General features: G+C 68.5%; 22 protein-coding genes, 1 other RNA gene and 1 pseudogene. 10 read left to right on the top strand and 14 right to left on the bottom strand.

The features are described 5' to 3' along the window. Nucleotides 1-2 precede the first annotated feature (2 nt). The 12 genes from murG to ACTIF2_RS08095 all read right to left on the bottom strand — a co-directional run bounded on the left by murG (nt 3) and on the right by ACTIF2_RS08095 (nt 13,003). Entirely contained in the window at nt 3-1,115 is a 1,113-nt protein-coding gene (gene murG / locus ACTIF2_RS08150) for an undecaprenyldiphospho-muramoylpentapeptide beta-N-acetylglucosaminyltransferase (protein ID WP_439496555.1), read from the bottom strand. Between the two features lie 5 nt (nt 1,116-1,120). Continuing rightward, nucleotides 1,121-2,254 (bottom strand): FtsW/RodA/SpoVE family cell cycle protein, encoded by a 1,134-nt coding sequence (locus tag ACTIF2_RS08145; protein ID WP_439496554.1) that lies wholly within the window; start codon nt 2,252-2,254, stop codon nt 1,121-1,123. Between the two features lie 139 nt (nt 2,255-2,393). Then, complete coding sequence (locus tag ACTIF2_RS08140) at nt 2,394-2,855, bottom strand: cupin domain-containing protein (RefSeq protein WP_439496553.1); 462 nt, start codon at nt 2,853-2,855, stop codon at nt 2,394-2,396. A 164-nt stretch (nt 2,856-3,019) separates the two neighbouring features. Beyond that, a complete protein-coding gene (murD, locus tag ACTIF2_RS08135; RefSeq protein WP_439496552.1) occupies nt 3,020-4,450 on the bottom strand; it encodes a UDP-N-acetylmuramoyl-L-alanine--D-glutamate ligase in 1,431 nt (476 codons plus the stop codon). 2 nt (nt 4,451-4,452) lie between these two features. Next, on the bottom strand, nt 4,453-5,535 hold the full coding sequence (gene mraY / locus ACTIF2_RS08130; protein WP_439496551.1) for a phospho-N-acetylmuramoyl-pentapeptide-transferase: 1,083 nt from the start codon (nt 5,533-5,535) through the stop codon (nt 4,453-4,455). Between the two features lie 21 nt (nt 5,536-5,556). Continuing rightward, nucleotides 5,557-6,984: a UDP-N-acetylmuramoylalanyl-D-glutamyl-2,6-diaminopimelate--D-alanyl-D-alanine ligase gene (locus ACTIF2_RS08125; RefSeq protein WP_439496550.1), complete on the bottom strand. Its 1,428-nt coding sequence runs from the start codon at nt 6,982-6,984 to the stop codon at nt 5,557-5,559. Then, nucleotides 6,981-8,438, bottom strand: a complete 1,458-nt coding sequence (locus ACTIF2_RS08120) for a UDP-N-acetylmuramoyl-L-alanyl-D-glutamate--2,6-diaminopimelate ligase (protein WP_439496549.1) — start codon at nt 8,436-8,438, stop codon at nt 6,981-6,983. The genes ACTIF2_RS08125 and ACTIF2_RS08120 overlap by 4 nt, the downstream gene beginning before the upstream one ends. 79 nt (nt 8,439-8,517) lie before the next feature. Further along, nucleotides 8,518-10,293 carry a peptidoglycan D,D-transpeptidase FtsI family protein gene (locus ACTIF2_RS08115; RefSeq protein ID WP_439496548.1) on the bottom strand — a complete coding sequence of 592 codons (1,776 nt, stop codon included), beginning with the start codon at nt 10,291-10,293 and terminating at the stop codon, nt 8,518-8,520. Further along, nucleotides 10,290-10,679: a cell division protein FtsL gene (gene ftsL / locus ACTIF2_RS08110; protein WP_439496547.1), complete on the bottom strand. Its 390-nt coding sequence runs from the start codon at nt 10,677-10,679 to the stop codon at nt 10,290-10,292. Before ftsL ends, ACTIF2_RS08115 begins: the two co-directional genes overlap by 4 nt. A gap of 2 nt (nt 10,680-10,681) precedes the next feature. Beyond that, nucleotides 10,682-11,722 carry a 16S rRNA (cytosine(1402)-N(4))-methyltransferase RsmH gene (gene rsmH, locus ACTIF2_RS08105; RefSeq protein ID WP_439496546.1) on the bottom strand — a complete coding sequence of 347 codons (1,041 nt, stop codon included), beginning with the start codon at nt 11,720-11,722 and terminating at the stop codon, nt 10,682-10,684. Next, nucleotides 11,719-12,195: a division/cell wall cluster transcriptional repressor MraZ gene (locus ACTIF2_RS08100; RefSeq protein ID WP_439496545.1), complete on the bottom strand. Its 477-nt coding sequence runs from the start codon at nt 12,193-12,195 to the stop codon at nt 11,719-11,721. The genes rsmH and ACTIF2_RS08100 overlap by 4 nt, the downstream gene beginning before the upstream one ends. A gap of 340 nt (nt 12,196-12,535) precedes the next feature. Further along, the gene (locus ACTIF2_RS08095) at nt 12,536-13,003 is read right to left on the bottom strand and encodes a MarR family winged helix-turn-helix transcriptional regulator (protein ID WP_439496544.1); all 468 of its coding nucleotides are present in this window, start codon (nt 13,001-13,003) and stop codon (nt 12,536-12,538) included. A gap of 162 nt (nt 13,004-13,165) precedes the next feature. Here ACTIF2_RS08095 and ACTIF2_RS08090 point away from each other — a divergent pair, with 162 nt between their 5' ends. Next, nucleotides 13,166-13,588 carry an organic hydroperoxide resistance protein gene (locus ACTIF2_RS08090; RefSeq protein ID WP_439496543.1) on the top strand — a complete coding sequence of 141 codons (423 nt, stop codon included), beginning with the start codon at nt 13,166-13,168 and terminating at the stop codon, nt 13,586-13,588. 68 nt (nt 13,589-13,656) lie between these two features. Here ACTIF2_RS08090 and rnpB read toward each other — a convergent pair. Together rnpB and ACTIF2_RS08080 are read right to left on the bottom strand one after the other, a co-directional pair. Beyond that, an RNA gene (rnpB, locus tag ACTIF2_RS08085) (RNase P RNA component class A) lies at nt 13,657-14,108 on the bottom strand. Between the two features lie 59 nt (nt 14,109-14,167). Continuing rightward, complete coding sequence (locus tag ACTIF2_RS08080; protein WP_439496542.1) at nt 14,168-14,797, bottom strand: lytic transglycosylase domain-containing protein; 630 nt, start codon at nt 14,795-14,797, stop codon at nt 14,168-14,170. Nucleotides 14,798-15,114: 317 nt separating this feature from the next. Between ACTIF2_RS08080 and ACTIF2_RS08075 the strand changes: the two genes are divergently transcribed. The 9 genes and pseudogenes from ACTIF2_RS08075 to ACTIF2_RS08035 form a co-directional block, all read left to right on the top strand. Beyond that, the gene (locus ACTIF2_RS08075; protein ID WP_439496541.1) at nt 15,115-15,396 is read left to right on the top strand and encodes a glycine zipper domain-containing protein; all 282 of its coding nucleotides are present in this window, start codon (nt 15,115-15,117) and stop codon (nt 15,394-15,396) included. A gap of 88 nt (nt 15,397-15,484) precedes the next feature. Next, nucleotides 15,485-16,234 (top strand): TerB family tellurite resistance protein, encoded by a 750-nt coding sequence (locus tag ACTIF2_RS08070; protein WP_439496540.1) that lies wholly within the window; start codon nt 15,485-15,487, stop codon nt 16,232-16,234. Next, nucleotides 16,231-17,019 carry an N-acetylmuramoyl-L-alanine amidase gene (locus ACTIF2_RS08065; protein WP_439496539.1) on the top strand — a complete coding sequence of 263 codons (789 nt, stop codon included), beginning with the start codon at nt 16,231-16,233 and terminating at the stop codon, nt 17,017-17,019. Before ACTIF2_RS08070 ends, ACTIF2_RS08065 begins: the two co-directional genes overlap by 4 nt. Nucleotides 17,020-17,143: 124 nt before the next feature. Then, a complete protein-coding gene (locus ACTIF2_RS08060) occupies nt 17,144-18,811 on the top strand; it encodes an efflux RND transporter periplasmic adaptor subunit (RefSeq protein ID WP_439496538.1) in 1,668 nt (555 codons plus the stop codon). An 11-nt stretch (nt 18,812-18,822) separates the two neighbouring features. After that, complete coding sequence (locus ACTIF2_RS08055; RefSeq protein ID WP_439496537.1) at nt 18,823-19,569, top strand: ABC transporter ATP-binding protein; 747 nt, start codon at nt 18,823-18,825, stop codon at nt 19,567-19,569. After that, the gene (locus tag ACTIF2_RS08050; RefSeq protein ID WP_439496536.1) at nt 19,566-20,798 is read left to right on the top strand and encodes an ABC transporter permease; all 1,233 of its coding nucleotides are present in this window, start codon (nt 19,566-19,568) and stop codon (nt 20,796-20,798) included. The genes ACTIF2_RS08055 and ACTIF2_RS08050 overlap by 4 nt, the downstream gene beginning before the upstream one ends. 112 nt (nt 20,799-20,910) lie before the next feature. Further along, a complete protein-coding gene (locus ACTIF2_RS08045; protein WP_439496535.1) occupies nt 20,911-21,867 on the top strand; it encodes a diguanylate cyclase domain-containing protein in 957 nt (318 codons plus the stop codon). A gap of 202 nt (nt 21,868-22,069) precedes the next feature. Then, nucleotides 22,070-23,785 carry a Na/Pi cotransporter family protein gene (locus tag ACTIF2_RS08040; RefSeq protein ID WP_439496534.1) on the top strand — a complete coding sequence of 572 codons (1,716 nt, stop codon included), beginning with the start codon at nt 22,070-22,072 and terminating at the stop codon, nt 23,783-23,785. Between the two features lie 532 nt (nt 23,786-24,317). Beyond that, nucleotides 24,318-24,758, top strand: a pseudogene (locus ACTIF2_RS08035) (cell wall hydrolase); the annotation flags it as partial. Nucleotides 24,759-24,764: the final 6 nt, after the last annotated feature.

Below are 24,764 nucleotides of genomic sequence, written 5' to 3'. Positions count from 1 at the left end.
GCTCAGGCGTCTCCGTGGGATTTGAGACCCGCGACCTCGATGACGAGGCGGGCGAGTCGGTCGGCGGCATCAGGGATGCCGGCGCTCTTGGCGCTCGCGGCCAGGGCAGTCAAGCGCCCGGGCTCGGAGATCAGGGCAGAAAGCTCGCCCGCCAGCCGGCGCGGCGTGAAATCGGGCTGCAGGATGCGGATGGTTCCGCCCGCCCGTTCCAGCACCGCCGCATTGGCGGCCTGGTCCTGGTCGAGCGCGCCCGGCAGCGGCACCAGGATGGAAGGGCGCCCGATCACGGTCAGCTCGGCGATCGTCGAGGCGCCCGAGCGCGCCACCACGAGATGCGACGCCGCCATGCGGGCCGGCATGTCCTTGAAGAAGGGCTCGATCTCCGCCGCCACGCCGAGCCCGGCATAGATCCGGCGCACCCGCTCGTCATCCTCGGCACGCGCCTGCTGCATGATATGAAGGCGAGCGCGCTCCTCCGGCGTCAGCAGCTGGATCGCCGGCGGCACGATGTCGGCCATGATCCGGGCGCCCTGGCTACCGCCGAAGACCAGCAGCCTGAGCGGCCCCGTCGTCGGGTCGGGATAGGGCGAGACCGCGTCGATCACCGCCGGCCGCACCGGGTTGCCGACCTGCCGGCACTTCGCGGCACGCGCGCCGTCGAGCCCGCCGACCTCGGCGAAGCCGGTCGCGATGGTGTGGACACGCCCCGCCAGGAAGCGGTTGGCCCGGCCGATCACGGCATTCTGCTCGTGCACCATCGTCTTCACGCCCATCAGCGAGGCGGCGAGCACGGGCGGCACCGTCGGATAGCCGCCGAAGCCGACGACGATCGCGGGCTGGAGGGCCTTGATCACGCGCCGCGCGACGAAAAGACCCTTGGTCAGCTCCAGCGCCGCGCCGGCCATTTTCAGCGGCGAGCGGCCGGACGGAGTGGCGGCCGGGACCGGGTGCACGGATTCGGCCGGGAAGCCGCCGGCATACTCGACCGCCCGCGTGTCGGTGACGAGCGCGACCCGGGCGCCGAGCCTGGCCAGGGCATGGCTCAGCGCCTCGGCGGGAAAGAGGTGACCGCCGGTGCCGCCGGCCGCGAGAACGACGAGCGGAGCTTTTGCCATCTTCGTCAGCGTCCGAATTCGCCAAAACCCTCGGCGCGCGGTCGTTTGCGGGTCAGCGCCAGCAGGAAGCCGGTACCGAGCGCCAGCGAGAGCAGCGAGGAGCCGCCATAGGAAATGAAGGGCAAGGTCATGCCCTTGGCCGGCATCATGTGGAGATTGACCATCATGTTGATCGCGGCCTGCACGCCGAAGAGCAGGGCGAGCCCGGTGACCGCCAGCCGCACGAATGGATCCTCGGCGCGCTGCGCCACGAAGAGCGCGCGCAGCACGATCAGCGCGAACAGCGCGACCAGGACGATGCAGACGACGATGCCGAACTCCTCGGCCGTGACCGCGAAGATGAAGTCGGTATGCGCGTCGGGCAGGATGCGCTTCACCGTGCCCTCGCCCGGCCCTTTGCCGAACCAGCCGCCCTGCGCGAAGCTTTCCAGCGCCGTGTCGATCTGAAAAGTGTCGCCCGAGCCCTTGTCCATGAAGCGTTCGATGCGGGCGCGCACATGCGGGATGAGCTGGTAGGCGACGAGCACACCACCCATGCCCGCCCCGCCGAGCCCGATCACCCAGAACCAGTGCAGGCCCGCCACGAAGAACAGCCCGCCCCAGACCAGGCTGATCAGCACGGTCTGGCCGAAATCGGGCTGGAGCACGAGCGGCACGATCGTCGCCGGCAGCAGCAGGAAGGCGAGTGTGGTGCCCGGCAGGTCGGGCCGGCGCGTGCCTTCCGCGAAGGCCCAGGCGGCGAGCACCACGAAGGCCGGCTTCAGGAATTCCGAAGGCTGGATCGAGCCGAGCGGGCCCAGTGTCAGCCAGCGCCGCGCGCCCTTGACCTCGACGCCGAGATAGAGCGTCGCCACCACCATCGCCAGCGAGACCACGAAGATCAGCAGCGCCGCGCGCCGGACCTGCCGCGGTGTCAGGAAGGAGGTGGCGAGGAAGATGGCGAAGGCCGCCACCAGGTAGAGCGCTTGCCGGTTGACGAAATGGAAGGTCGAGAGCCCGAGCCGCTCCGCCACCGGCGGGCCGCCAGCCATCAGCAGCACGACGCCGGAGACCATCAGGGCAACCAGTGTCGTCAGGATGACGCGGTCGATCGACCACCACCAGCGACCGCTGAGACTGGGTTCCGCGCGCGAGACCATGGTTCAGGCTCCATAAGCCGCACGGCACCAACAACGCGCCGCCCGGGCGAATCACTCTGTCAATGAATGGTTAACCGATTGATTCCGATCGTCGGGTTTCGCGGCGAGCCTTGATCTCCCCGCTACCTCCTCCGGCGGCTCAAGGCGCGGGATAGGGCCTCCCGTCCTTGTGCACGAAGCGCCCGTCGGCATTGGCGCTCATCATGTCGATGTCGGAGCAGGTCGTCACGTCGGCGGGGGCCCGCGTGCCGACTTCGAGATAGACCGCGACCTTGCCCGACCGGTTGATCATGTGATGGCCGTTGCCGCTGTTCTTGGCGAAGGCGGCGCAATCGCCGGCCCGCAGCACCGTCTCGCCATCGTCCTCGACCAGAACCAGCTCACCTTCGAGCAGATAGACGAACTCGTCCTCATGCGAATGCCAGTGGCGCTGGCTCGACCAGTTCCCGGGCGGCAGTCGCATGAGATTGACGCCGAAATCGCTCAAGCCGCCGGCATTGCCGAGCCGCTTGCGAATGCGCTCGGCGCAGGGGGTATCGAAGGGCTTCGGGTAGCCCGAACCCTTGCGCTCCGGCACGGCAGTGACATCGATCTTGGGCATGGGCGCGGCTCCTGATGATGGGCCCAACCTATCACGGTTCGACAGGGGCTCAGTTCGGCTGAACCGTCATTGCGAGCGCAGCGAAGCAATCCAGGGGCGGCAGAGCTCTACGTCCCCCCTGGATTGCTTCGTCGCTTACGCTCCTCGCAATGACGAACCGGGAGCTAGCGGCCCGCGACCGCCTCGAACCCCGGCAGCGCCGCCACCAGCGTGCGAAAAGCGTCGCCCCGGACCTCGAAATTGGGGAACTGGTCGTAGGATGCACAAGCCGGCGAAAGCAGCACCGCGATCTCCGCATCCCCGCCATGCGCCGCCGCATCGCGTGCGGCCGCGGCGACGGCGAGGTCGAGCGTGCCGCTGCGCTCATAGGTGACGCGGCCATCGGCGTCGAAAGTCGTAGCGAAGGCGTCGGACGCCGCACCGATCAGATAGGCCTTGGCGATGTTCGGGAAATAGCGCCGCAGGCTCTCGATGCCGCCCTCCTTGGCCTTGCCGCCAAGGATCCAGAAGATGTCGCGGAAGGAGGTCAGCGCCTTTTCCGTCGAATCGGCATTGGTCGCCTTGGAATCGTTGATGAAGACGACGCGGCCGATGCGGCCGAGCTCCTCCATGCGATGGGCGAGCCCGGGATAGCTCCGGAAGCCGGCCGCGATCTCGTCGTCCGAGAGCCCGAGCGCCGAGCAGGCGGCAAAGGCCGCCGCCGCGTTCTGGGCATTATGCGAGCCGCGCAGCGAGCCGATGCCGGCGAGATTGGCGACCACGCGCGGCTTGCCGTCCCTGACCGACACAATGCGCGTGTCGAGCTTGCCTTCATTGGCGGTGACGCCGGCGAAGACGCCCTCGTCGAGCGGCTGCTCGCCGCTGATCCTGACCAGCGGGCGACCGGACGCGGCGCGCCGGCGGGCCATCTGCTTGGACGGCTCGTCATCGACACCGACAATGGCGATATCGGCGGACGCGACCATGCGCTCCTTGATCGCGGCATAGGCTTGAAGCGTGCCGTGCCGGTCGAGATGATCGGGCGTCAGGTTCATCTGGATGCCGACCGTGGGCTTGAGCGACGGCGTCAGGTCGATCTGGAAGGTCGAGCATTCGACGACATGGATGCGGTCGTCGGCCGGCGGCTCCAGAGCGAGGACGGCCGTGCCGATATTGCCGCCCATCTGCACGTCGCGGCCCGCTTGGCGCAGGACATGGGCGATCAGCGCCGTCGTGGTCGATTTGCCATTGGTGCCGGTGATGCAGACCACCGGCGCCTTCGGGGCGACCCTGGCGCGCTCGCGGAAGAACAGCTCGATATCGCCGATGATCTCGACGCCGGCGCCCTGCGCCTTTCCGACCGACCAATGCGGCTGCGGATGCGTCAGTGGCACGCCGGGCGACAGCACGAAGCTGGCGAAGCTCGACCAGTCCGCCTGCGTCAGATCGACGATCGCGATACCCTCAGTCGCTGCCTTCTCGCGGCTCTCGGCCTTGTCGTCCCAGGCCGCGACCTCGGCGCCGCCCGCGATCAGCGCGCGCGCCGTCGCCAGCCCCGAGCCGCCGAGGCCGAACAGGGCGACCTTGCGCCCGGCGAAGACCGTGACGGGTAGCATGATCAGCGCAGCTTCAGCGTGGCGAGGCCGATCAGCGCCAGCACCACGGAAATGATCCAGAACCGGATCACCACCTGCGGCTCGGTCCAGCCCAGCTTCTCGAAATGATGGTGGATCGGCGCCATCAGGAAGACGCGCTTGCCCGTGCGCTTGAAGACGAAGACCTGGATGATCACCGAGAGCGCTTCCAGGACGAAAAGGCCGCCGACGATGGCGAGCACGATCTCATGCTTGGTCGCGACCGCGATGACGCCGAGCAGGCCGCCCAGGCCGAGCGAGCCGGTGTCGCCCATGAAGATCTGCGCCGGCGGGGCATTGAACCAGAGAAAGCCGAGACCGGCGCCGATCACCGCACCGCAGATCACCGAGAGCTCGCCGGCGCCCGGCACATGGTGGATCTGCAGGTAATTGGCGAAGATCGCGTTGCCGGTCAGGTAGGAGATGAAGCCGAAGGTCCCGGCCGCGATCATCACCGGCACGATCGCCAGCCCGTCGAGCCCGTCCGTCAGGTTGACCGCGTTGCCGGCGCCGACCACGACGAAGGCCGTGACCACCGGGAACAGCAGGCCGAGCGGAATCACCAGTTCCTTCAGGAAGGGCATGGCGAAGCCGGACGAGATCGCCGGCGGCCCGACATTCATGACCGCCGCGCAGGCGGCGAGCGCGATGAGCATCTCCAGCGTCAGCCGCGCCTTGCCCGAGAAGCCCTTGTGCGACTGCTTCGTGACCTTGAGGAAATCGTCATAGAACCCGATCGCGCCGAAGGTCACGGTCACGAACAGCACGATCCAGACATAAGGATTGCGCAGGTTGCCCCAGAGCAGGACGGCGGCGAACAGGCCCGACAGGATCATCAGCCCACCCATGGTCGGCGTGCCACGCTTGGCGAGATGCGATTCCGGCCCGTCGGTGCGGATCGGCTGGCCCTTGCCCTGCTTGATGCGCAGCCAGGAGATGGCAGCGGGACCGAAGAAGAAGACGAAGAGCAGCGCGGTCGCGGTCGCGCCGCCGGCCCGGAACGTGATGTAGCGGAACACGTTCAGGATCGGGAAGGCGCCGGAAAAATCGGCAAGCCAGACCAGCATCGGCAGGGGTGTCCTCTTGTCTCAGTCGTCGGCAGGCACAGCAGGGAAACGGGCTGTGATGGCCTTGACGACCTCGCCCATGCGGGAACTCAGCGAGCCCTTGACCGTGACGACGTCGCCGGTCCGGATCGCATCCAGGACGAGCGGCGCAAGCCCGCTCGACTGCGGGGCATAAGCGCCTCTGAGGGCGGATGGCAAGCTGTCATAGAGGCCGCGCATCAACGTTCCGCAGGCAAAGACCTTGTCAATGCCGTTTCCGGTGATGGCATCGGCCAGGCCTTCATGCAGTTCCGGGCCGCGCGGGCCGAGCTCCAGCATGTCGCCGAGCACCGCGAACCGCCGCCCGCGTCCGCTCACCGGGATGCGCCCGAGATTCTCGATCGCGGCGCGCATTGAGGCCGGGTTGCCGTTATAGCTTTCGTCGATCAGCGTGAACGGGCCGGACGGCGCATTCAGGACCTGGCTGGCGCCGCGCCCGGCCGGCGGCGTCAGGTCGCCAAGCGCCAGCGCCGCCAAAGCGAGATCGGCCCCAAGCGCCTCGACCGCCGCCAGAACGGCGAGCGAATTCAGCACGATATGCCTGCCCGGGCTGCCGAGCCTGTAGGCCACCGGCTTGCCCAGCACAATCGCGTCGACAGTCGAGACGTCGGGCTTCAGCGAGCAGGAGACCAGCCTGACATCCGCCTCGGCGCTCTCGCCGAAGGAGATGATCCGGCCGGCGGGGCTTTTTTCGGCGAGCTCCCGCAGCAGCGCGGCCTGCGCGATGTCTGCATTGACGATGGCGGTTCCGCCCGGCTTCAGCCCGGTGAAGATCGCGGCCTTCTCGACGGCGATGCCCTCGACCGAGTCAAAGGCGGCGAGATGCACCGGCTGCACGGTGGTGACGATCGCCACATCGGGCGCGACCATCATCGCGAGCGGCAGAATCTCACCGGGGCTGTTCATGCCGATCTCGTAGACGCCGTAGCGCACCGAGGCCGGCGTGCGCGTCAGGGTCAGCGGCACGCCCCAATGGTTGTTATAGGATGCGACCGGGGCATGGGTCTGCCCCTGCCGCGACAGCACCAGCCTGAGCGCCTCCTTGGTGCCGGTCTTGCCGACCGAGCCGGTCACCGCCACGACGCCGGCCTTGAGCTCGGCGCGCCGCGCCATGCCGGCCTTTTCCATGGCGCGCAGGACATCGGGCACGACCGCCAGGGCGCCCTGCCCCGCAAAGCTCCCGGCATGCGCCTCATCGACCACCGCGAGCGCGGCGCCCTTGGCCAGCGCGGCCTCGACGAAGTCATGCCCGTCGCGTGCCTCGCCCCTGATCGCGAAGAAGGCGTCGCCGGGCTGCAGCGTGCGCGTGTCGATCGAGGCCCCTGTCACGGCGGCAGGCACGTCGCCGACCAGCCGGGCCTCCATCGCGCCAATGAGACGCTCCCCGGACCACAAAGCTTCGCCGCTCATTCCTCGATCTCCGCGATGGCCGTCCGCACCACGTCGTGATCGGAGAAGGGCAAGGTCCGATCGCCCACGATCTGGCCGGTTTCATGGCCTTTTCCGGCCACCACCAGAAGATCGCCGGGCCCGATCATGCCGACCGCGACACGGATGGCCTCGGTGCGGTCGCCGATCTCGCGCAGGCCGGGCGCCGCCGCCAGGATCTCGGCGCGGATCGCGGCCGGGTCCTCGCTGCGCGGGTTGTCGTCGGTGACGATGGCGATATCGGCCTTCTCGGCGGCGATCCGGCCCATGATCGGGCGCTTGCCGCGGTCGCGGTCGCCACCGCAGCCGAAGACGCAGATCAGCCGGCCGCTCGCATAGGGCCGGAGCGTCGAGAGCACCGCTGCCAGCGCGTCGGGCTTGTGGGCATAGTCGACGACGACGAGCCCGCCATTGACCTCGCCGACGCGCTCGAGCCGTCCGGCGACGCCGCGCAGCCCCGAGATCGCGGACAGCGCCGCCTCCTCATCCTCACCCGCGGCGATGGCGAGGCCGGCGGCGACGAGCGCGTTGCCGGCCATGAAATCGCCGACCAGCGGCAGGACGACCTCCATCTCGCCCGCCTGCGTCCGCAAGGAGAGACGCTGCGAGAAACCCTCGCGCGCCACGTCGAGAAGCCTGATCGTCTCGCCCGCCCGGCCGACGCCGATCATCGGGTGGCGGCTCGCCTGCGCGGCGGCGGCGGCTTCGGCGGAATAGGGCTCGTCACGGTTGACCACCGCCGGTGCGCCCTCCGGCAGCAGCTCCCAGAGCCGCAGCTTGGCTTCGAGATAGGCCTCGACGCTGGGATGATAGTCGAGATGGTCGTGCCCCAGGTTGAGGAAGGCGCCGGCCTTGAGCCTGACGCCGTCGAGACGGTGCTGGTCGAGCCCGTGCGAGGACGCTTCCATGGCGAGATGGGTCACGCCGTCGCCGGCCAGCCGGTCGAGCGACTGATGCAGCGAGAGCGGATCCGGCGTCGTCAGCGAGCCGTAATCGGCCCCCTTGGAGGTGACGACGCCGATCGTGCCGAGGCTCGCCGCCTCATGGCCGAGCGCGCTGAAGATCTGGCGGGTGAAATCGGCCACCGAGGATTTTCCGCTCGTGCCGGTCACCGCGACGATTGTTCCGGGCTGGCCCGGATGGATCCGCGCCGCCGCCTGGGCTAGCGCCAGCCTGGGCTCGGCCACGACGCCATAGGCTATGCCGGCGGCGAGATCCGCCGGCCGGGGCTGATCGGAGACGATCGCGACGGCGCCGCGCGCGACCGCGTCCGCGACGAAGCGCGCGCCATCCGCCTTCGCCCCGGCGAGCGCGACGAAGACGTCGCCCTCACCGACTTTGCGGCTGTCGGCAGCGACGCCCGAGACCGGCCGGGCCGCGTCCTCGGGAAACGCCCCGGGGAAAAGCTGGCCGAGGCTGAAACCGCGTTGTCCCATAGTCCTCGTCCGTCTCTCGCTTTTAGTTCAGAGACCGTTTTCCCGATCAGCTTGCAGTGCAAATCGATCGGAACGGGCTCTAGCGCGAACCCCAGGCGCCGAGCCGCGCCATCAGCGGGAACGGCGCGGTCGGCGGCTCGAAGCGCGGCGGCAGTCCGAGGATCGGCGCCGCACGCTCGACGAGCTTGCCGGTGGTGACGCCGGCATTCCAGGCCGCGGTCGAATAACCGCCGCTCTCGGCATAGCCTTTAGGCTCGTCATAGATCGCAAGGAAGAGGTAGCGCGGCTTGTCCGCAGGCACGATCGCCATGAAGGTCGTAAAATTCTTGTTCTTGGCGTAGCGGCCGTTGATGACCTTTTCGGCCGTGCCGGTCTTGCCGCCGACGAAATAGCCGGGGACGTCGGCCTTCCGGGCCGAACCGCGTTCGCCGTTGAGGCGCATGATGTAGCGCATCGCCTCCGAGGTCTCGGGCTTGATGACGCGCACCGAAGCACGTTCCGCGTCGTCCGGAGCACGCTTGATATAGGTCGGCGTCATCAGCTTGCCGCCATTGACCAGCGCGCCGACGGCGGCCAGCGCCTGGATCGGCGCTACGGCGAGGCCGTGGCCGAAGGCGATGGTGGCGGTGTTGAGCTCGCCCCAACGCGGCGGGAGGATCGGCTCGGCGCTCTCGGGCAGTTCCGTGCGCATGCGGTCGAGCTGCGCCATCTTGCGCAGGAAGGCCTTGTGGCCCTCGACGCCGACCGAGAGCGCCATCTTCACCGAGCCCATGTTCGACGAGTGCACGAAGACCTCGGGAACCGTCAGGGTCCGGCCCGTGCCGTGATATTCGCGGATGACCTGGCGGCCGAAGCGCATCATGCCGCCGGCCGTCGAATAGGTGGAGTTGATATTGGCCTTGCCGGAATCCAGCGCCATCGCCACGGTCAGCGCCTTGAAGGTCGAGCCCATCTCGTAGACGCCGACATTGATGCGGTTGATCCGGTCTTTTTCCTGGGCATCGACCGGGTTGCTCGGATCGTAGTCGGGCAGCGAGGCGGCGGCGATCATCTCGCCGGTATTGACGTCCATGATGGCGCCGGCCGCCGCGAGCGCGCGGTATTTCTCCATGCCCTTGATCAGCTCGTCGCGCAGCAGGTGCTGGACGCGCAGGTCGATCGACAGCACCACCGGCTTCAGGTCGGAGGCCTGGGTCGCGAGACCGGCGCCGTTGAGGTCCTGCAGGCCTTGCGAGTCGATGTATTTCTCGATGCCGGCGATGCCGACATTGTCGATATTGGCGAAGCCGAGCACATGCGCGGCCGCCGGCCCGTTCGGATAGACCCGCTTGTTCTCGGGCACGAAGCCGACGCCGGGGATGCCGAGCCTATGCACCTCCTGCTGCTGGCGCGGCGTGATCTCGCGCTTGACCCAGACGAAACCCTTCCTGGTGCCGAGCTTGTCGCGCAATTCCTTGGCGTTGAGATCGGGCAGGACTGCCGTCAGCAGCTCCGTCGCCTCGTCCTTGTCGATGATGTTGCGCGGTTCGGCGAAGACCGAGACCGAGCGCACATCGGTCGCCAGCACGACGCCGTTGCGGTCGACGATATCGGGCCGCGCCGCCGAGATCGCGTTCGAGGTCGCGCGGCGCAGGCCGACCTGCTCGTTCGGCAGGGTCGCGAGCATCACCAGCCGCCCGGTGATCGCGATGAACAGGGCCGAGAAGCCCAGGATGACGAGGCCGACGCGCGGCTGGCTCTTCTCGCCGCTCATCCGGAAGACATCGCGCAGGAAGGCCAGTCGGCTGCTTGGCGCGGCTTCCTGGCCCTGCTCTGCCTGCTCCGGGCGGGCTGCGGAGACCTGAGCTTCGGTCATGGCCGGCCTCCGGGCGTTGTGACACCGCTCGCCTTGCGGTCCTTGGGGGTCTCGGTCGGCAGCCCGAGGCCGAGATCGGCAAGCTTGCGGCCGATGGAATCGACCTTCGGGCCACGATTCGGGATGTCGGAGACGCGCACGATCTGGTTGATCGCCAGCGGCTGGAGGTCGAGATGGCGGTCCGCCAGCGCCTGCAGCCGGTCCGGCCGGTTGAGATATTGCCATTCGGCCTTCAGCACGGCGATCGCGTCGCGCTCACGCTGCGCCTTGCCCTTGAGCTTCTGCAGCTGCTCGGCTTCGAGCGTCGTCTCGTATTTGATCGTGTAGGCATAGAGCGCCGAGGAGACGAGCGCGCCGATGGCGATCACATGCAGGAGCTTGATCATCCTCAGGATCTCCGGCGCGGCTGCGGTTGGGGGACGCTCGCGAGCGCCACGAGCTCCGGCTCGGCAGGGCGGGCGTCGGCGGCGGTCCGTTCCGCGGCGCGCAGCTTGGCCGAACGGGCCCGCGGATTGGCCCGCATCTCCTCTTCGGACGGTGCGACCGCGCCCTTCGTGACGAGGCTGAAGGTCGCGACCGGCGCGACCGTCGCCGGCGCGTGGCGCGAGGCGGCAGGCGCGCGACCCGAGCGCGTCGTCAGGAACTGCTTGACGATCCGGTCCTCGAGCGAATGGAAGGTGACGACGGCGAGCCGCCCGCCCGGCGCGAGCACCGCCTCGGCGGCGTGCAGGGCCTGCACCAGCTCGCCGAGCTCGTCATTGACCGCGATGCGCAGCGCCTGGAAGACCCGCGTCGCCGGATGGGCGCCGCCGGGCTCCGCCCTGACGATGCCGGCCACGAGATCGGCGAGCTGCTTGGTGGTGGTCAGCGGCGCCTTGCGCCTGGCTTCGATCACGGCGCGCGCCACGGCCCGCGAGCGCCGCTCCTCGCCGTAATGGTAGAAGATATTGGCGAGCAGGCCTTCCTCGGCCTCGTTGACGAGATCGGCGGCGCTTTGCCCGTCCGAACCCATGCGCATGTCGAGCGGACCGTCGAAGCGGAAGGAGAAGCCGCGCCCGGCCTCGTCGATCTGCATCGAGGACACGCCGATATCGAGCACCACGCCGTCGAGCGGCACCATCTTGAAGCGCGCGGCCTCCTGCGCCAGCTCGCCGAAACGCGCCTGCGAGATCGTCAGGCGCCCGTTCATCGCCGCGACCAGGTCGGCCCCGCCGGCGACGGCCGTCGGATCGCGGTCGAGCGCAAGCAGGCTCGCCTCCGGAGCGCGCTCGAGCAGGGCTCGCGCATAGCCGCCCGCGCCGAAGGTGCCGTCGAGATAGCGCCCGCCCGGCTTGAGCGCGAGCGCGTCGAGCGCCTCCGTCATCAGCACCGGCACATGACGGGCCGGTCCGCCAACGGCGCCGCCATCGCGACTGCCGCGATCCGTCATGTGTCCGATGCCTTTATGGAATCCGCACTCCGCGAGCCGAGGCTGCGCTTGACGTCGCGCAGCCGGGCCCGCGCCGTGTCGAGATGCGCCTGGAACCGTGCGGGCTCCCAGATCTGGAACTTGTGGCCATGGCCGACAAAGGTCACGGCATCCTGGATGCCGGCATGCGCCCGCAGCGTCTCGCTGAGCATGATCCGCCCTTCCGGGTCGACCTTCAGCACCTCCGAGGTGCCGTTCAGCGCCGTCGACAGCGATTCCCATTCGTCCGAGAAAGGCGAGAAGCGCGACAGGATGTCGTCGATGGTCGCGCGCAGGGCATGGCCTCCCGCGTCGAGCGCCTCGAGATCCAGGGCTGGATGGACGTAGAGCCCCTCGTAGCCGTCCTTCGTCAGGACCGACCGGAAGCTCGCGGGAATCGAGACACGCCCCTTGGCGTCGAGCCGATTGGTGAAGTTCGAGACGAAGCGGTCCATCAACGCCGCCCCCCGGCCTGCTCTCTGTCATCCCGAGACGCCGCATCGGCGGCAGGATCGGGAGCTCCCGTCGAAGCAGGCACGGCATTGGCGATGACCGGGATCCGCGCGGCACACGGACCCTGATCTGCCTATCGCCTGCCGGCTTCGACGGGATGATTTGGGATAGCATGGGATATTATGGGCGTCAATGGATTCAGGGTTGTCGACGCAGCTGCGCCGACATCAGCCGTCATCACAACCTGTTAAGGTTAAGCATCCGTAAGCATATGGATTTTTGGCGGCCCGCCTGCCCGCGCGGCCGATCCGGGCGCGAGGCGCGCCGAAAAAAAGTCCGGCCTTAGCCCGGCTCGTCGGCGGCCTTCAGCAGCGTAGCGCGCAGGGCCCGCAAATCATCGGCCAGCCGGCCGGCCCGGTCGGGCGAGCCGCCGATCGCGCAGGCCATCCTGGCAGGAACGCCACGCGCCCGCTCGCGGAGCGCCTGCCCCGCCTCGGTCAGGTGGACGCGAACCTGCCGCTCATCCTTGCGGTCGCGTTCACGGCGAATGAGCCCGACGCTCTCCAGCCGCTTGAGCAAGGGCGTCAGCGTGCCTGAATCGAGCATCAGCCGCTCGCCGATCGCCTTCACCGGGATCGCGTCACGATCCCACAGCACGAGCATGACCAGATATTGCGGATAGGTCAGGCCGAGATCGGCGAGAACGGTGCGGTAGAGCCGGGTGAAGGCATGCCCCGCCGAATAGATCGCGAAGCAGAGCTGCTCCTCGGCTTTCGGCAAGAGCGTTTCGGGAACCTTTGGCCGCTTCATCTCTTCGTTTCGCATGGCTGACATCACCCAGGACACAAAGCCGCAACGGCGGCGCGGGCGCAATCACCGTCGCGTGATCACCTCGCTTTGATCGTTGACAATTAGATTGTGCACAATTTAATTTTGCTTCGCAAGTTCACTGCAGCCGAAGGAGTTCACGTCATGAAGATTCTCTACACCGCCCATGGATCGGCCACCGGCGGACGCGAGGGCGAGGCCGCGACGGATACCGGCAACGTCAAGCTCGTGCTCAACACGCCGAAGGAGCTCGGCGGCGGTGGCGGCAACGGCACCAATCCCGAGCAGCTCTTCTCGATGGGCTATTCGGCCTGTTTCCTCGGCGCGCTGAAATTCGTCGCCGGCAAGGAGAAGGTGAAGATCCCGGACGATGCCCGCGTCAGCGCCGATATCGGCATCGGCCCGCGCGACGATGGCGGCGGCTTCGGCATCGCCGCCAAGCTCACCATCTCGGTGCCGGGCGTCGACAAGGCCGTCGTCGAGGACCTCGTCAAGAAGGCCCATGTCGTCTGCCCCTACTCGCATGCGACCAAGGGCAATATCGACGTCGAGCTGAAGGTCGCCTGAGCAAGCGCCATCGGACCGGAACGCGAAAGGGCCGGATCGCTCCGGCCCTTTTCGTCGTTATCGTGATGGGCGCCAGCCGGCCTGTAAGCCGGGTTCTGGATGGAGGGCGGATCGCTCCGCCCCCGTGACGGCCATTCCTCTGGGACGCGCATTGCTGCGCGCCTCGAGCAACCAACCCGGACGACCGGGCCTGGAAACCGGCCCCTCCCTCCTTGCGGAGGAAGCATCGTCCCTATTCGGTTTTGCTCCCGGTGGGGCTTGCCATGCCGTCCCCGTTGCCGGGTCCGCGGTGCGCTCTTACCGCACCTTTTCACCCTTACCTGCCTTCGCAGCTTGCGCTGCTACGGCACGGCGAGCCCGGGGGCTTGTCGCGCCGAAGTCCCGAGGGACGAAGGCGGGCGGTTCGATCTCTGTGGCGCTTTCCCTGGGGTCGCCCCCGCCGGACGTTATCCGGCACCGTGTTTCCGTGGAGCCCGGACTTTCCTCCCCCGCGAGCGGGAGCGGCCGTCCGGCCGACTGGCAGGGCGCTACTGCGCCCTCGCCCGCCCCGCGTCAAGCGAAGCGGGTCCGCTTCGCCGCTCAGTTCTGCGCGGAGATGGTGCGGACCTTGGCGCAATAGGTCCGGTTGGCGCCGCTCATCCGCGTCGTCATATGCCCGCTCTGATATTTCATCACGGTCCTGCAGGTGTCGCCGCCGGCGAGGCGATAGGCCTGCGCCAGGTACTTCATGGCGTAGCGCGCATTGGTCTCGGCATCGAGCAGGCCGCCGGCGCTGCCCGAATAGCCCATGCCGCGGGCGGTCTGATGGCGGATCTGCATCAGGCCGTAATTGCCGGCATTGGAGGCGCGGGGATTGTAGCGGCTCTCGATGCGCACCACGGCATCGGCGAGCGCGAAGGGAACGCCGTTCTCGGCCGCGTGGCGCGCGACGAGCGCCTTCAGCCCGTCCGAGCCGGCGGGCGCCGCCAGCGCCTTCCGGCGGCCGGTCGCCTTGCCGGCAGCCTTCGGCGCGGCGGCCTCGGCAGCGGTCGCGCGCTGAGGCTTCGCTGGCGCGCCTGCTTCCTGCGCCTGCTTCTCGCGCTTGATCTCCGCTTCCCGGACGACGAAGGCGAGCGCGTCGTTCTCGTCATTCACGGGGCCGGCATGAGCAGACTGGAACGCCCCGAGGCAAATCAGGAGCGCGGCGGCGCCGGTGCAGGTATATTTCATTTCTGACTGATCCCATCCTTCAGGAAGGCGATTGATGGGGCGAGCGATCTGATGGGGGAATGTGTTGATAATCTGACCGATGAGGCACCCGAATCTAAGCCACAACGGTGGTCAATATCTATTTAGACTGAACTTTACGAAACGTATTCACTATGTATTGCCAACCCGAGCGAAGACCCTCCTGAAATCTTCCCTCCGCGCCGCCGCGGAGCAAATCATTGCCCCATTGCCGACGCATTTCCCCTCCGCAGTGCCGAGCGCGCGACTTTTTAACCGCCAGGGCGCCCGAATGCGCTCCATCGACAGGGAGAGACGCCGTGAAGAAGATACTGGCGATAGCCGCAATCGCACTCAGCCTGGGCGCCTGCACGGCCCGCGAGGAGCGCGCCGGCACCGGCGCCTTGATCGGCGGCGCGGCGGGCGCCGTCGTGGGCGGCCTCGCCACCGGGCGCGCCGGCGGCGCCGTCGCAGGCGGCGTGATCGGCGCGGCGGGCGGGGCCATCATCGGCGCGGCGACCACGCCGCGCTATCACCGCTATCATCGCCGCTGTCCTTACGGCTATTATCGCGGCCGCAGCGGCCGGCTCTATTGCCGCTGACGATCCGGGGCCGTCGGCGCCGGGCTTTGACGAGCGGCAGGGGTCGGGCGAACCTCGCGCAGGGCTGATTCTGGGAGTTGCCTGAACGATGGTTTCGTCATTCTGGGGCGCGCTGGGCGGCGGCGGCCTGGGCCTGGCTCTGGGCGGTCCGCTCGGTGCGCTGGTTGGCGCGCTCGCCGGCCATGTCCTTGTCGACCGCGAGGGCGCGCCTTTCGGGCCGGCTCCGCGCGAACTGATCTTCACCACGGGCCTCGTCGCGCTTGCGGCCAAGATGGCGCGCTCGGACGGCGTCGTGACGCGGGACGAGGTCGCCGCCTTCCGGCGGATCGTCGCGGTTCCCCCCGAACAGGAGGCCCGGATCGAGAACCTGTTCGACCTCGCCAAGCAGACCAGTGCCGGCTTCGAGGCCTATGCCAGGCAGATCGCCGACAGCTTCAGGGAGGAGCCGGCCCTGCTCGAGGACGTGCTGGACGGGCTTTTCCTGATCGCCGCCGCCGATGGCGCGATCCACGAGGCGGAACACGCCTATCTGCGTGACGTCGCGACGATCTTCGCGATCGACGAGGCGGGGTTCGCCCGCATCGAGGCCCGCCACATGCGCCGTCCCGACGATCCCTATCTCGTGCTCGGCGCCAGCCGCGAGATGAGCGACGCCGATCTGCGGCGCCACTATCGCCGCCTCGTCGCCGACACCCATCCCGACCGCGAGATCGCACGTGGCCTGCCCGAGGAGGCGGTGGCGATCGCGACGCGCCGGCTGGCCGCCATCAACGCCGCCTGGGACAATATCCAGAAGGAGCGCGGCATGGGTGTGCTCCGGCAGCCGGAGCCCGCATGAGCCTCGTCGCCACGCCCGACAGCCGCTTCGCCGCCAAAATCTTCCCCTCCCCCAATCACGGCGAGCGCATGGGCGCGAACGGCATGTCCGGACGCCGTCCGGACATGCTGATCCTGCACTATACCGGCATGCCGGACACCGGCGAGGCGCTGCAATGGCTGTGCAACCCGGTCTCGCAGGTCTCCTCGCATTATTTCGTCTTCGAGAACGGCCATGTCCTACAGCTCGTGCCGGAGGAGCGCCGCGCCTGGCATGCCGGCGCCTCGCACTGGGCCGGCGAGACCGATCTCAATTCCTGCTCGATCGGCATCGAGATCGCCAATCCCGGCCACCCCGGCGGCCTGCCCGACTTCACGGCCGAGCAGATCGCCGCGACGCTGAACCTGAGCCGCGACATCTGCGAGCGCTGGGCGATCCCGCCCGAGCGCGTCCTCGCCCATTCCGACATCGCGCCCGGCCGTAAGATCGACCCCGGCGAGAAATTCCCGTGGCGACATTTCGCCGAGGGCGGCGTCGGCCTCTGGAGCGAGCCGGCGCCGATCCGCGGCGGCCGCTTCCTGGCGCGCGGCGAGCGCGGCCAGCCGGTCGAGGCGCTGCAGGCGATGTTCGCGATGCTCGGCTACGGCGTGGCGGTCGACGGCGTCTTCGACCAGAAGCTGGAGGACGTCGTCGCCGCCTTCCAGCGCCACTGGCGGCAGGAGAAGGTCGACGGCGTCGCCGACGCCTCGACCATCACGACGCTGCGCGACCTCGTGGCGCAGACGCGGCAGGCCAGGACCGCCTGACCTCGCTTTCTGACTGCTGGCTCACCTGGACATTGCGTTAAGTTAACTCGCCTCGATCCCGCGATTCTGGCATCGTCCGGTCAAACGAGCTTTGCCTGTGGAACCAGGCGTTGGGGACGAAGACTTGCGCAACTGGGTGATCGCCGCTGGACTGGGATTGGCCGCCGCCGGCGCCGGATACTGGGCGCTCCGCCCGACCGGCGGCGCGGCGAACGATGTCGCCTATCGCACCACGACCGTCGACCGCGGCCAGATCACCGCGGCCGTGCGCGCCACCGGCACGCTGACGCCGATGACGACGGTCGTCGTCGGCTCGCAGCTCTCCGGCCAGATCGTCGAGATCCTCGCCGACTACAATTCGCAGGTGAAGGCCGGCCAGATCGTGGCGCGCCTCAACAGCGACCAGATCAAGACCCGGCGCGACGCCGCCGCCGCCGATCTCGCCCAGGCCCGGGCCGACCTGATCGTCAAGCGCGCCCAGCTCGACCGCGCCAAGTCGGGCCGCCTCAAGGCCAATTCGACGATCAAGGATCTCGAGGCGCAGCGTGACCGCGTCACCGCGCAGCTCGCCGACGCCAAGCGCACCTTCGATCGCCAGAACGAGCTGTTCACCCGCAAGGCCGGCTCGCAGCAGAGCCTCGACAGCGCCCGCACGCAGGTCGAGGTCCAGGCCGCCACCCTCGCCTCGACGCAGGCGCAGATCGCCTCGGCCACGGCCGAGCTCGACGGGCTCGATGCCGACATCCTGCTGGCGCAGGGCCAGCTCCAGGCCGGCGAGGCCCTGATCGCGGCGCGCGACGCCAAGCTCAAGGACATCATGATCGATCTCGAGCGCACCGACATCCGCTCGCCGGTCGAGGGCGTCGTGGTCCAGCGCCAGGTCGATCTCGGCCAGACGGTCGCCGCCTCGCTCTCGGCGCCGGTCCTGTTCCAGATCGCCCAGGATCTGCGGACGATCGACATCTACGCCAATATCGACGAGGCCGATGTCGGCCGGCTCAAGCCTGGCCAGCCGGTCTCCTTCACCGTCAACGCCTATCCCAGCCGCACCTTCGAGGGCCGGGTCGAGATGGTGCGGCTCGGCGCCCAGACGATCCAGAACGTCGTGACCTATACCGGCGTCGTGCGCGTCGAGAACCACGACATGGCGCTGCTGCCGGGCATGACGGCCAATCTGCAGGTCGTGACCGAGGACCGCGACAACGTGCTGCGCATCGCCAATGCCGCCTTGCGCTTCCGGCCGGCGGGCCAGACCGCCGGTCCGGCGAATGCCGCCTCCGTGGCTCCCGCCGCGGCGCAGGGCGAGCGCGGCGGGCGTGGTGGCGGGCGCGCCGTTGCGGCCCTGCGCGAACGCATCGAGACGGAATTGCAGCCGACCGCCGAGCAGAAGGAGGCGATCGCGGCCGTCTTCCAGGAGCGGCGCGGCGGCGGGCGCCAGGCCGCCGCCGGGCTTTCCGAGGAGGAGCGCCGCGCCGCCTTCCGCGCCGCGCGCGCCGAGTTGCTGGCCAAGGTCGCCGCCGCGCTCGACCCCGAGCGCAAGGCGAAGTTCGAGGCGATGATGCAGGAAGGCCGGCCCACGCCCCAGCAGGGCGTGCCGGGCCGCGTCCATGTGCTCGACGCCGGCGGCCAGCCCAAGGCCGTGCCGATCATGCTCGGGCCGACCGATGGCGCCTTCACCGAGATCGCCTCGGGCGATCTGAAGGAGGGCACGCAGGTTCTCGTCGGCGGCGGCCCGCGCGCGACGGCTCCCACTGAGCCGGCTCCCCGCATGCGCGGCCCACGGCTGTTCTGAGGAGCGAAGCGGTGGCCCTGATCGAAGCGCATGAGCTCAGCCGGGTCTACGACCTCGATTCCGGGCGCGTCACGGCGCTCGACCGGATCTCGCTCGAGATCGAGGCCGGCGACCTCGTCGCCGTGATGGGGCCGTCCGGTTCCGGCAAATCGACCTTCATGAACCTGATCGGCTGCCTCGACCGGCCGACCGGCGGCCAGTATCGTCTCGACGGCGTCGCGGTCGAGACGCTCTCGGGCGACGGCCTGGCGGAGCTGCGCAACCGCAAGCTCGGTTTCGTCTTCCAGCAGTTCAACCTGCTGCCGCGCGTCGATGCCTGCGCCAATGTCGAGCTGCCGATGGTCTATGCCGGGCGCGACGGCAGGACGCGGCGCGAAAAGGCGCTCGCCGCGCTCGGCCGCGTCGGCCTGGCCGAGCGCGCCCATCACCGGCCGATGCAGCTCTCCGGCGGCCAGCAGCAGCGCGTCGCCATCGCCCGCGCGCTGGTCAACGAGCCGCGCCTGCTGCTCGCCGACGAACCGACCGGTGCGCTCGACAGCCGCACCGCGCTCGAGATCCTCGCGCTCTTCCAGGACCTGAACCGCGAAGGCGTGACCGTCGTCATCGTCACCCATGACGCCGAAGTTGCGCGCCATGCCCGCCGCGTCATCCGCTTCCGCGACGGGCATCTCCTGTCGGACGAGCGCCAGGACGCAGCCGACGCCCGCGCCGCGCTGGCCGCGCTCGACACCGCTCCGACGAGCGAGGCCGCGGCATGAGCATCTGGGAAGCCGTCCGCTCGGCACTCTCCGCGATCGGCGCCAATGCCCTGCGCTCGGCGCTGACCATGCTCGGCATCATCATCGGCGTCGCCGCCGTCATCGCCATGGTCGCGATCGGCTCCGGCGCGCGCGAGCGCGTCACCGGCCAGATCAAGTCGCTCGGCGCCAATCTCGCCATCATCCAGTCCGGCAACGTCACCCAGGGCGGCGTCCGCCTCGGCGCCGGCGCCTCCTCGACCCTGACCGACGAGGATGCCCGCGCCGTCCTCGCCGAGGTCGAGAACGTCACGGCCGCCGCGCCGGTCATCTTCACGCGCGCCCAGGCCGTCTATGGCGGCACCAACTGGTCGACGCAGGTCACCGCGACCGATCTCGATTTCTTCACCGCCCGGGAATGGGACGTCGCCGAAGGCCGCCTGTTCGAGCCCGAGGAACTGCGCCGCGGCGAGATCGTCGCGATCATCGGCCAGACCGTGGCGAAGAACCTCTTCGGCGAAGACGATCCGATCGACCAGATGTTCCGCATCCGCAACGTGCCGTTCAAGGTCATCGGCGTGATGGCGGCCAAGGGCCAGTCGGCGCTCGGGCAGGACCAGGACGACGTGATCTTCGTGCCGCTCGACACCGGCCGGCGCCGCATCATCGGGCGCAACTATGCCCGCGACCGTTCGGTCCAGACCATCATGGTCAAGTTCGCCAGCGAGGAGGCGATCGCGCCCGGCATCGCCGACACCAGCGCGCTGCTGCGCCAGCGCCATCGCCTGGGCGATGACCAGGACGACGACTTCATCGTCCGCAACCTGACCGAGATCGCCAATACCGCGACGGCAGCGGCGACCACGCTGTCCTGGCTGCTCGCGGCGGTCGCCGGCGTCTCGCTGCTGGTCGGCGGCATCGGCATCATGAACATCATGCTGGTCTCGGTGACCGAGCGCACCCGCGAGATCGGCCTGCGGCTGGCGGTCGGCGCACGCCAGCGCGACGTGCTCGCCCAGTTTCTGATCGAGGCGACGACGCTGGCGACGATCGGCGGCGCGGTCGGCATCGCGCTCGGCATCGGGGCGGCGCTGACCATCGCCAACATCGCCGGCTGGCCCTCGGTGATCTCGATCGAGACCATCCTGATCGCCGTTGGCGTCTCGGGCATGATCGGCGTCTTTTTCGGTTTCTATCCGGCCCGGCAGGCGGCGCGGCTCGACCCGATCGAGGCGCTGCGGCGCGAGTGACGCGCGCCGCAAATAGTAACCTTCGTTAACCAGTTGCGGCCTAGCTTCGACGGGGCTGCGGTCCGGCAAGGGGAAGCCGGCTGCCGGCCGCCGAAGACGAGATTTGACCCGCATGCCGCTGCATGACGCCGAAGCCAGACGCCTCTACGACCAGGCCGCCGGATTGGCCGGAATCGGCGCCTGGGAATGCGTGCTGGCGACCGAGCAATTGACCTGGACCGACGGCGTCTACGACCTGTTCGGCCTGCCCCGCGGCTCGACCTTGCACCGGCCGTCCACCGTCGATCTCTACAGCAACGAGTCGCGCGCCGAGATGGAGCGGCTTCGCGCCGGCATGATCCGCACCGGCCAGGGCTTCGTGCTCGATGCGCGGATCATCGCGGCCGACGGCGAGGACCGCTGGATGCGCCTGAGCGCCGCGGTCTCGCATAGCCAGAACCGACCCACCCGCATCTTCGGGGCGAAGCAGAACATCACCTCCGAGAAACACATGTGGCAGGGCCTGCGCCGGCTCGCCTATAGCGACCCGCTCACCGGCCTCGCCAATCGGCGCGCTTTCGAGGCCCAGCTATCCGAGTTGCGCCACAGCCCCGCCGATAGCGCGGCGATCGGCGCGCTCGCGCTCGTCGACCTCGACATGTTCAAGCCGATCAATGACCGCTTCGGCCACGCCGCCGGCGACGAATGCCTGCGGCAGGTGGCGCTGCGGCTCGAGGCCACGCTCAGCGATGCCGTGATGATTGCTCGCCTCGGTGGCGACGAGTTCGCGTTGCTGCTCTGCTCCCGCGCCGGCTGGCCCGCCATCCTGCGCCGGCTCGACCATGCGCTGGCCGCCCTTGCGCAGCCTGTCGCCTGGAACGGCCGCCTGATCGAGATCAGCGCCTCGATCGGCGTGACGACCCTGCTGCCCGGCAGGCTCCACGAGACCGACCGGAGCTTCGCCGAAGCCGATTCCGCGCTCTATGTCGCCAAGGCCTCCGGCCGCAACCGCTTGCATCTGTTCGGCGACCCGCTGCGCAGCCAGGCCAATGGCGAGGCGGTGCTGCGCCAGGCCCTCGCGACCGGCTGAGCCACCTGTCCCAAGGCAAGCCAGGCGCGCCGCCCGCGCCTTCACAATAGTCACCAAGTTGTCGCACCCGCGGCCTAGCGTGATCTCGCTGGCGGGTTAAGGGGTCAGTTGCGTCTGAAGAGGCGTTCCTTAGGGAAGCGTGGGTGTTTTCCTGCGCCAACGTTCCCGTGCCTGATCGAGCGACCATTGCGGAGCAGGTCAGATGCAGGTCGATATTTTTACGCAGGTAGTGGTGCCGGTCATCGGCGGGCTGGGCATCTTCATGCTCGGCCTCGAATTCATGAGCAACGGCATCCAGTCCCTCGCCGTCAACAAGATGCGGGCTTTGCTGGCCAAGATCGCCGGCACGCCGGTCAAGGGCGTGATGGCAGGCACCTTCATCACCGGCGTCATCCAGTCCTCGACCGCGATGACCGTCATGGTCGTCGGTCTCGTCAATGCCGGCGTCATCGGGCTGCGCCCGGCGATCAGCGTGATCATGGGCGCCAATATCGGCACGACGCTGGGCAACGGCCTGATCGCGCTGCCGCTCGGGCCGCTCGGCCTGCTGCTCGCCGGCATTTTCGCGCTGCTCCACATCTTCGCCAAGACCGACAAGGTGAAGAACATCGCGCTCGCCTGCATGGGCTTCGCGCTGATCTTCTACGGCCTCAACCTGATGACCGGCGGTCTCAGGCCGCTGCGCTCCATGCCGGAAGTGATGGGCGTGATCTCCGCGCTCAGGGCCGACACCTATCTCAACCTGCTCTATTGCGTGCTGATCGCCGCCGGCATCACGGCGATGATCCACTCCTCCTCGGCGACGATCGGCATCGTCATGGGCCTCGGCGCCGCCGGCATCCTGGACTGGAAGACCGCCGTCGCCTTCTCGCTCGGCGCCGATCTCGGCACGACGATCACCTCCTGGATGGCCTCGCTCAACCTCTCGAAGAACGCCAAGCGCGCGGCCTATGCCCATATCTCCTTCAACATCATCGGCGTCGCGGTCACGATACCGCTCTTCTTCGTCTCGATGGACGTGCTCGCCTGGGCGATGCAGTGGTTCGGCGGCGATCCCGGCGTCCCCGTCGTCAAGGACGGCAAGGAGACCTTCCCGCTGATCCCGGTCGCGATCGGCCTCTACTCGACCTTCTTCAACATCTTCAACACCGCCCTGCTCTTCCCCTTCGTCGGTGTCTTCGAGCGCGTCCTCTCGAAGGTCGGCGCCTCGACGCTCGACGATGTCGAGGATTACTCGCAGCCGCGCTTCCTGACGCCGGGCGCCGCCGCCGATCCGGCGCTCGCCGTCCCGGCGATCCAGCGCGAGACCGGGCGCTATCTCGAGGCCGCCCGCCTCTTCCTCGACATCGCCAAGGGAACCGAGAACGCACCGGACAAGGTCGAGGAGCACTATGCCGCGATCGACATCCTCAATCGCGAGATCCGCTCCTACACCTCGGGCATGTTCCAGCCCGACATGCCCTACGCACGTGCCGACCTCGTCGCCAGCCTGATCGAGGAGGAGGACCACACCGCGAGCCTCGGCGAGACGCTCTACCAGATCGCCCGCCGGATCGAGCGCCAGCCCTTCGGCGAGCTCGGCCGGGGCATCGTCGACACCATCGTCGACCAGGTCTCCGACGCCTTGCGCGCCATCATCCCGATCGACCAGCCGAACCCGCCGGTCGGCGCCGAGGCCGCGCCGCGGCTCGGCGACCTGCTCGCCCTGCGCGAGCGCTGCCTGCGGCTCGGCGCCGAGCTGCCCTGGACCGAGCGCGGCGCGATCCTGGCCCTGCTCGGCAGCGCCGAACGCGCCTATTTCATGATCGAGCGCATCGACGCCGAGCGGAAATCGGTCTCGCGCGCCGTGCCGGCGAGCCGGCCGGCCGAACAGCCGCGCGGCGCCGAGGATTTTGGCGGGGCCGCCGTTCCTGCGTAAGCAACACGGTCCTTCGGACAGCAGCGAGGGCCGCCCCTGAGGCGGCCCTTTTCTGTTGAGCGGCCGGGAGATGCTTGGACAGCGCTCCGGGCTCCTCGACAGCTTTGATTTGCAGAGTGAGCGATCCGCGCGTGATTGCCGCAGGATAGTCGCCACAAAGTCGCCGAACTTCCTGCGCATATGCCGCCCGCGCAACGCACAAAATCCCCTTGAGATTGGAACGAGCAAGTTTTGTTGGAAGTCACAAGCGGCGAAGGCCGCCGCTATACGTTTCAGAGAGCCGTGATCGTCCTGATCTCGATCGGCCCAAAGCTGCTCACCCCATCAAAAATCTGAGATAGACCGAGCCAGCGGGCCGCTTCTTCAGCCGCCCATGAGCCGAAGCGCGCGCGCTCGGCCTGGCCCTTACCCCGGAGCATCCCGTATCATGAAGCGCATCGCCCCGCTGGCGTTGCTCGCGCTCTCGGCTTTCGTCGAGCCGCTCGCCGCGAGCACACCGAGCACGTCCCTCATCCTCTCGGGCGTGCCCGTCGTCATCGACGGGGACACGCTGGCGAAAGAGCAGCGCTGCCTGGCGGAGGCGGTCTATTTCGAGGCCCGCTCGGAAGAGCAGGATGGTCGCGCCGCCGTCGCTCAGGTCGTCCTCAACCGGGTCAGGAGCGGGGTTTATCCGGGCTCCGTCTGCGGCGTCGTCTACCAGAACCGCCACCGCTATCTCGCCTGCCAGTTCACCTTCGCCTGCGAGGGCAAGTCGCTGCGCATCACCGAGCCAGAGCCGTGGCGGGAAGCCGTGCGCATCGCCCGCGACGTCTACGAGGGCCGGATCTATCTCGCCGAGGTCGGCGCCTCGACGCATTATCACGCCGACTATGTCAGTCCCTACTGGGCGAAGAAGCTGAAGAAGATGGACGTGATCGGCCGCCACATCTTCTACAGCGACGAGACGCATCCGAAGGCCGCGATGGGTGGCTAGTTGCCT

It is taken from the genome of Allobosea sp. (genome assembly GCF_051860145.1).
Lineage (GTDB): Bacteria > Pseudomonadota > Alphaproteobacteria > Rhizobiales > Beijerinckiaceae > Allobosea.
Note: the sequence above shows the minus strand (reverse complement) of the source record. Positions and strands in the feature narration are given on the sequence as shown.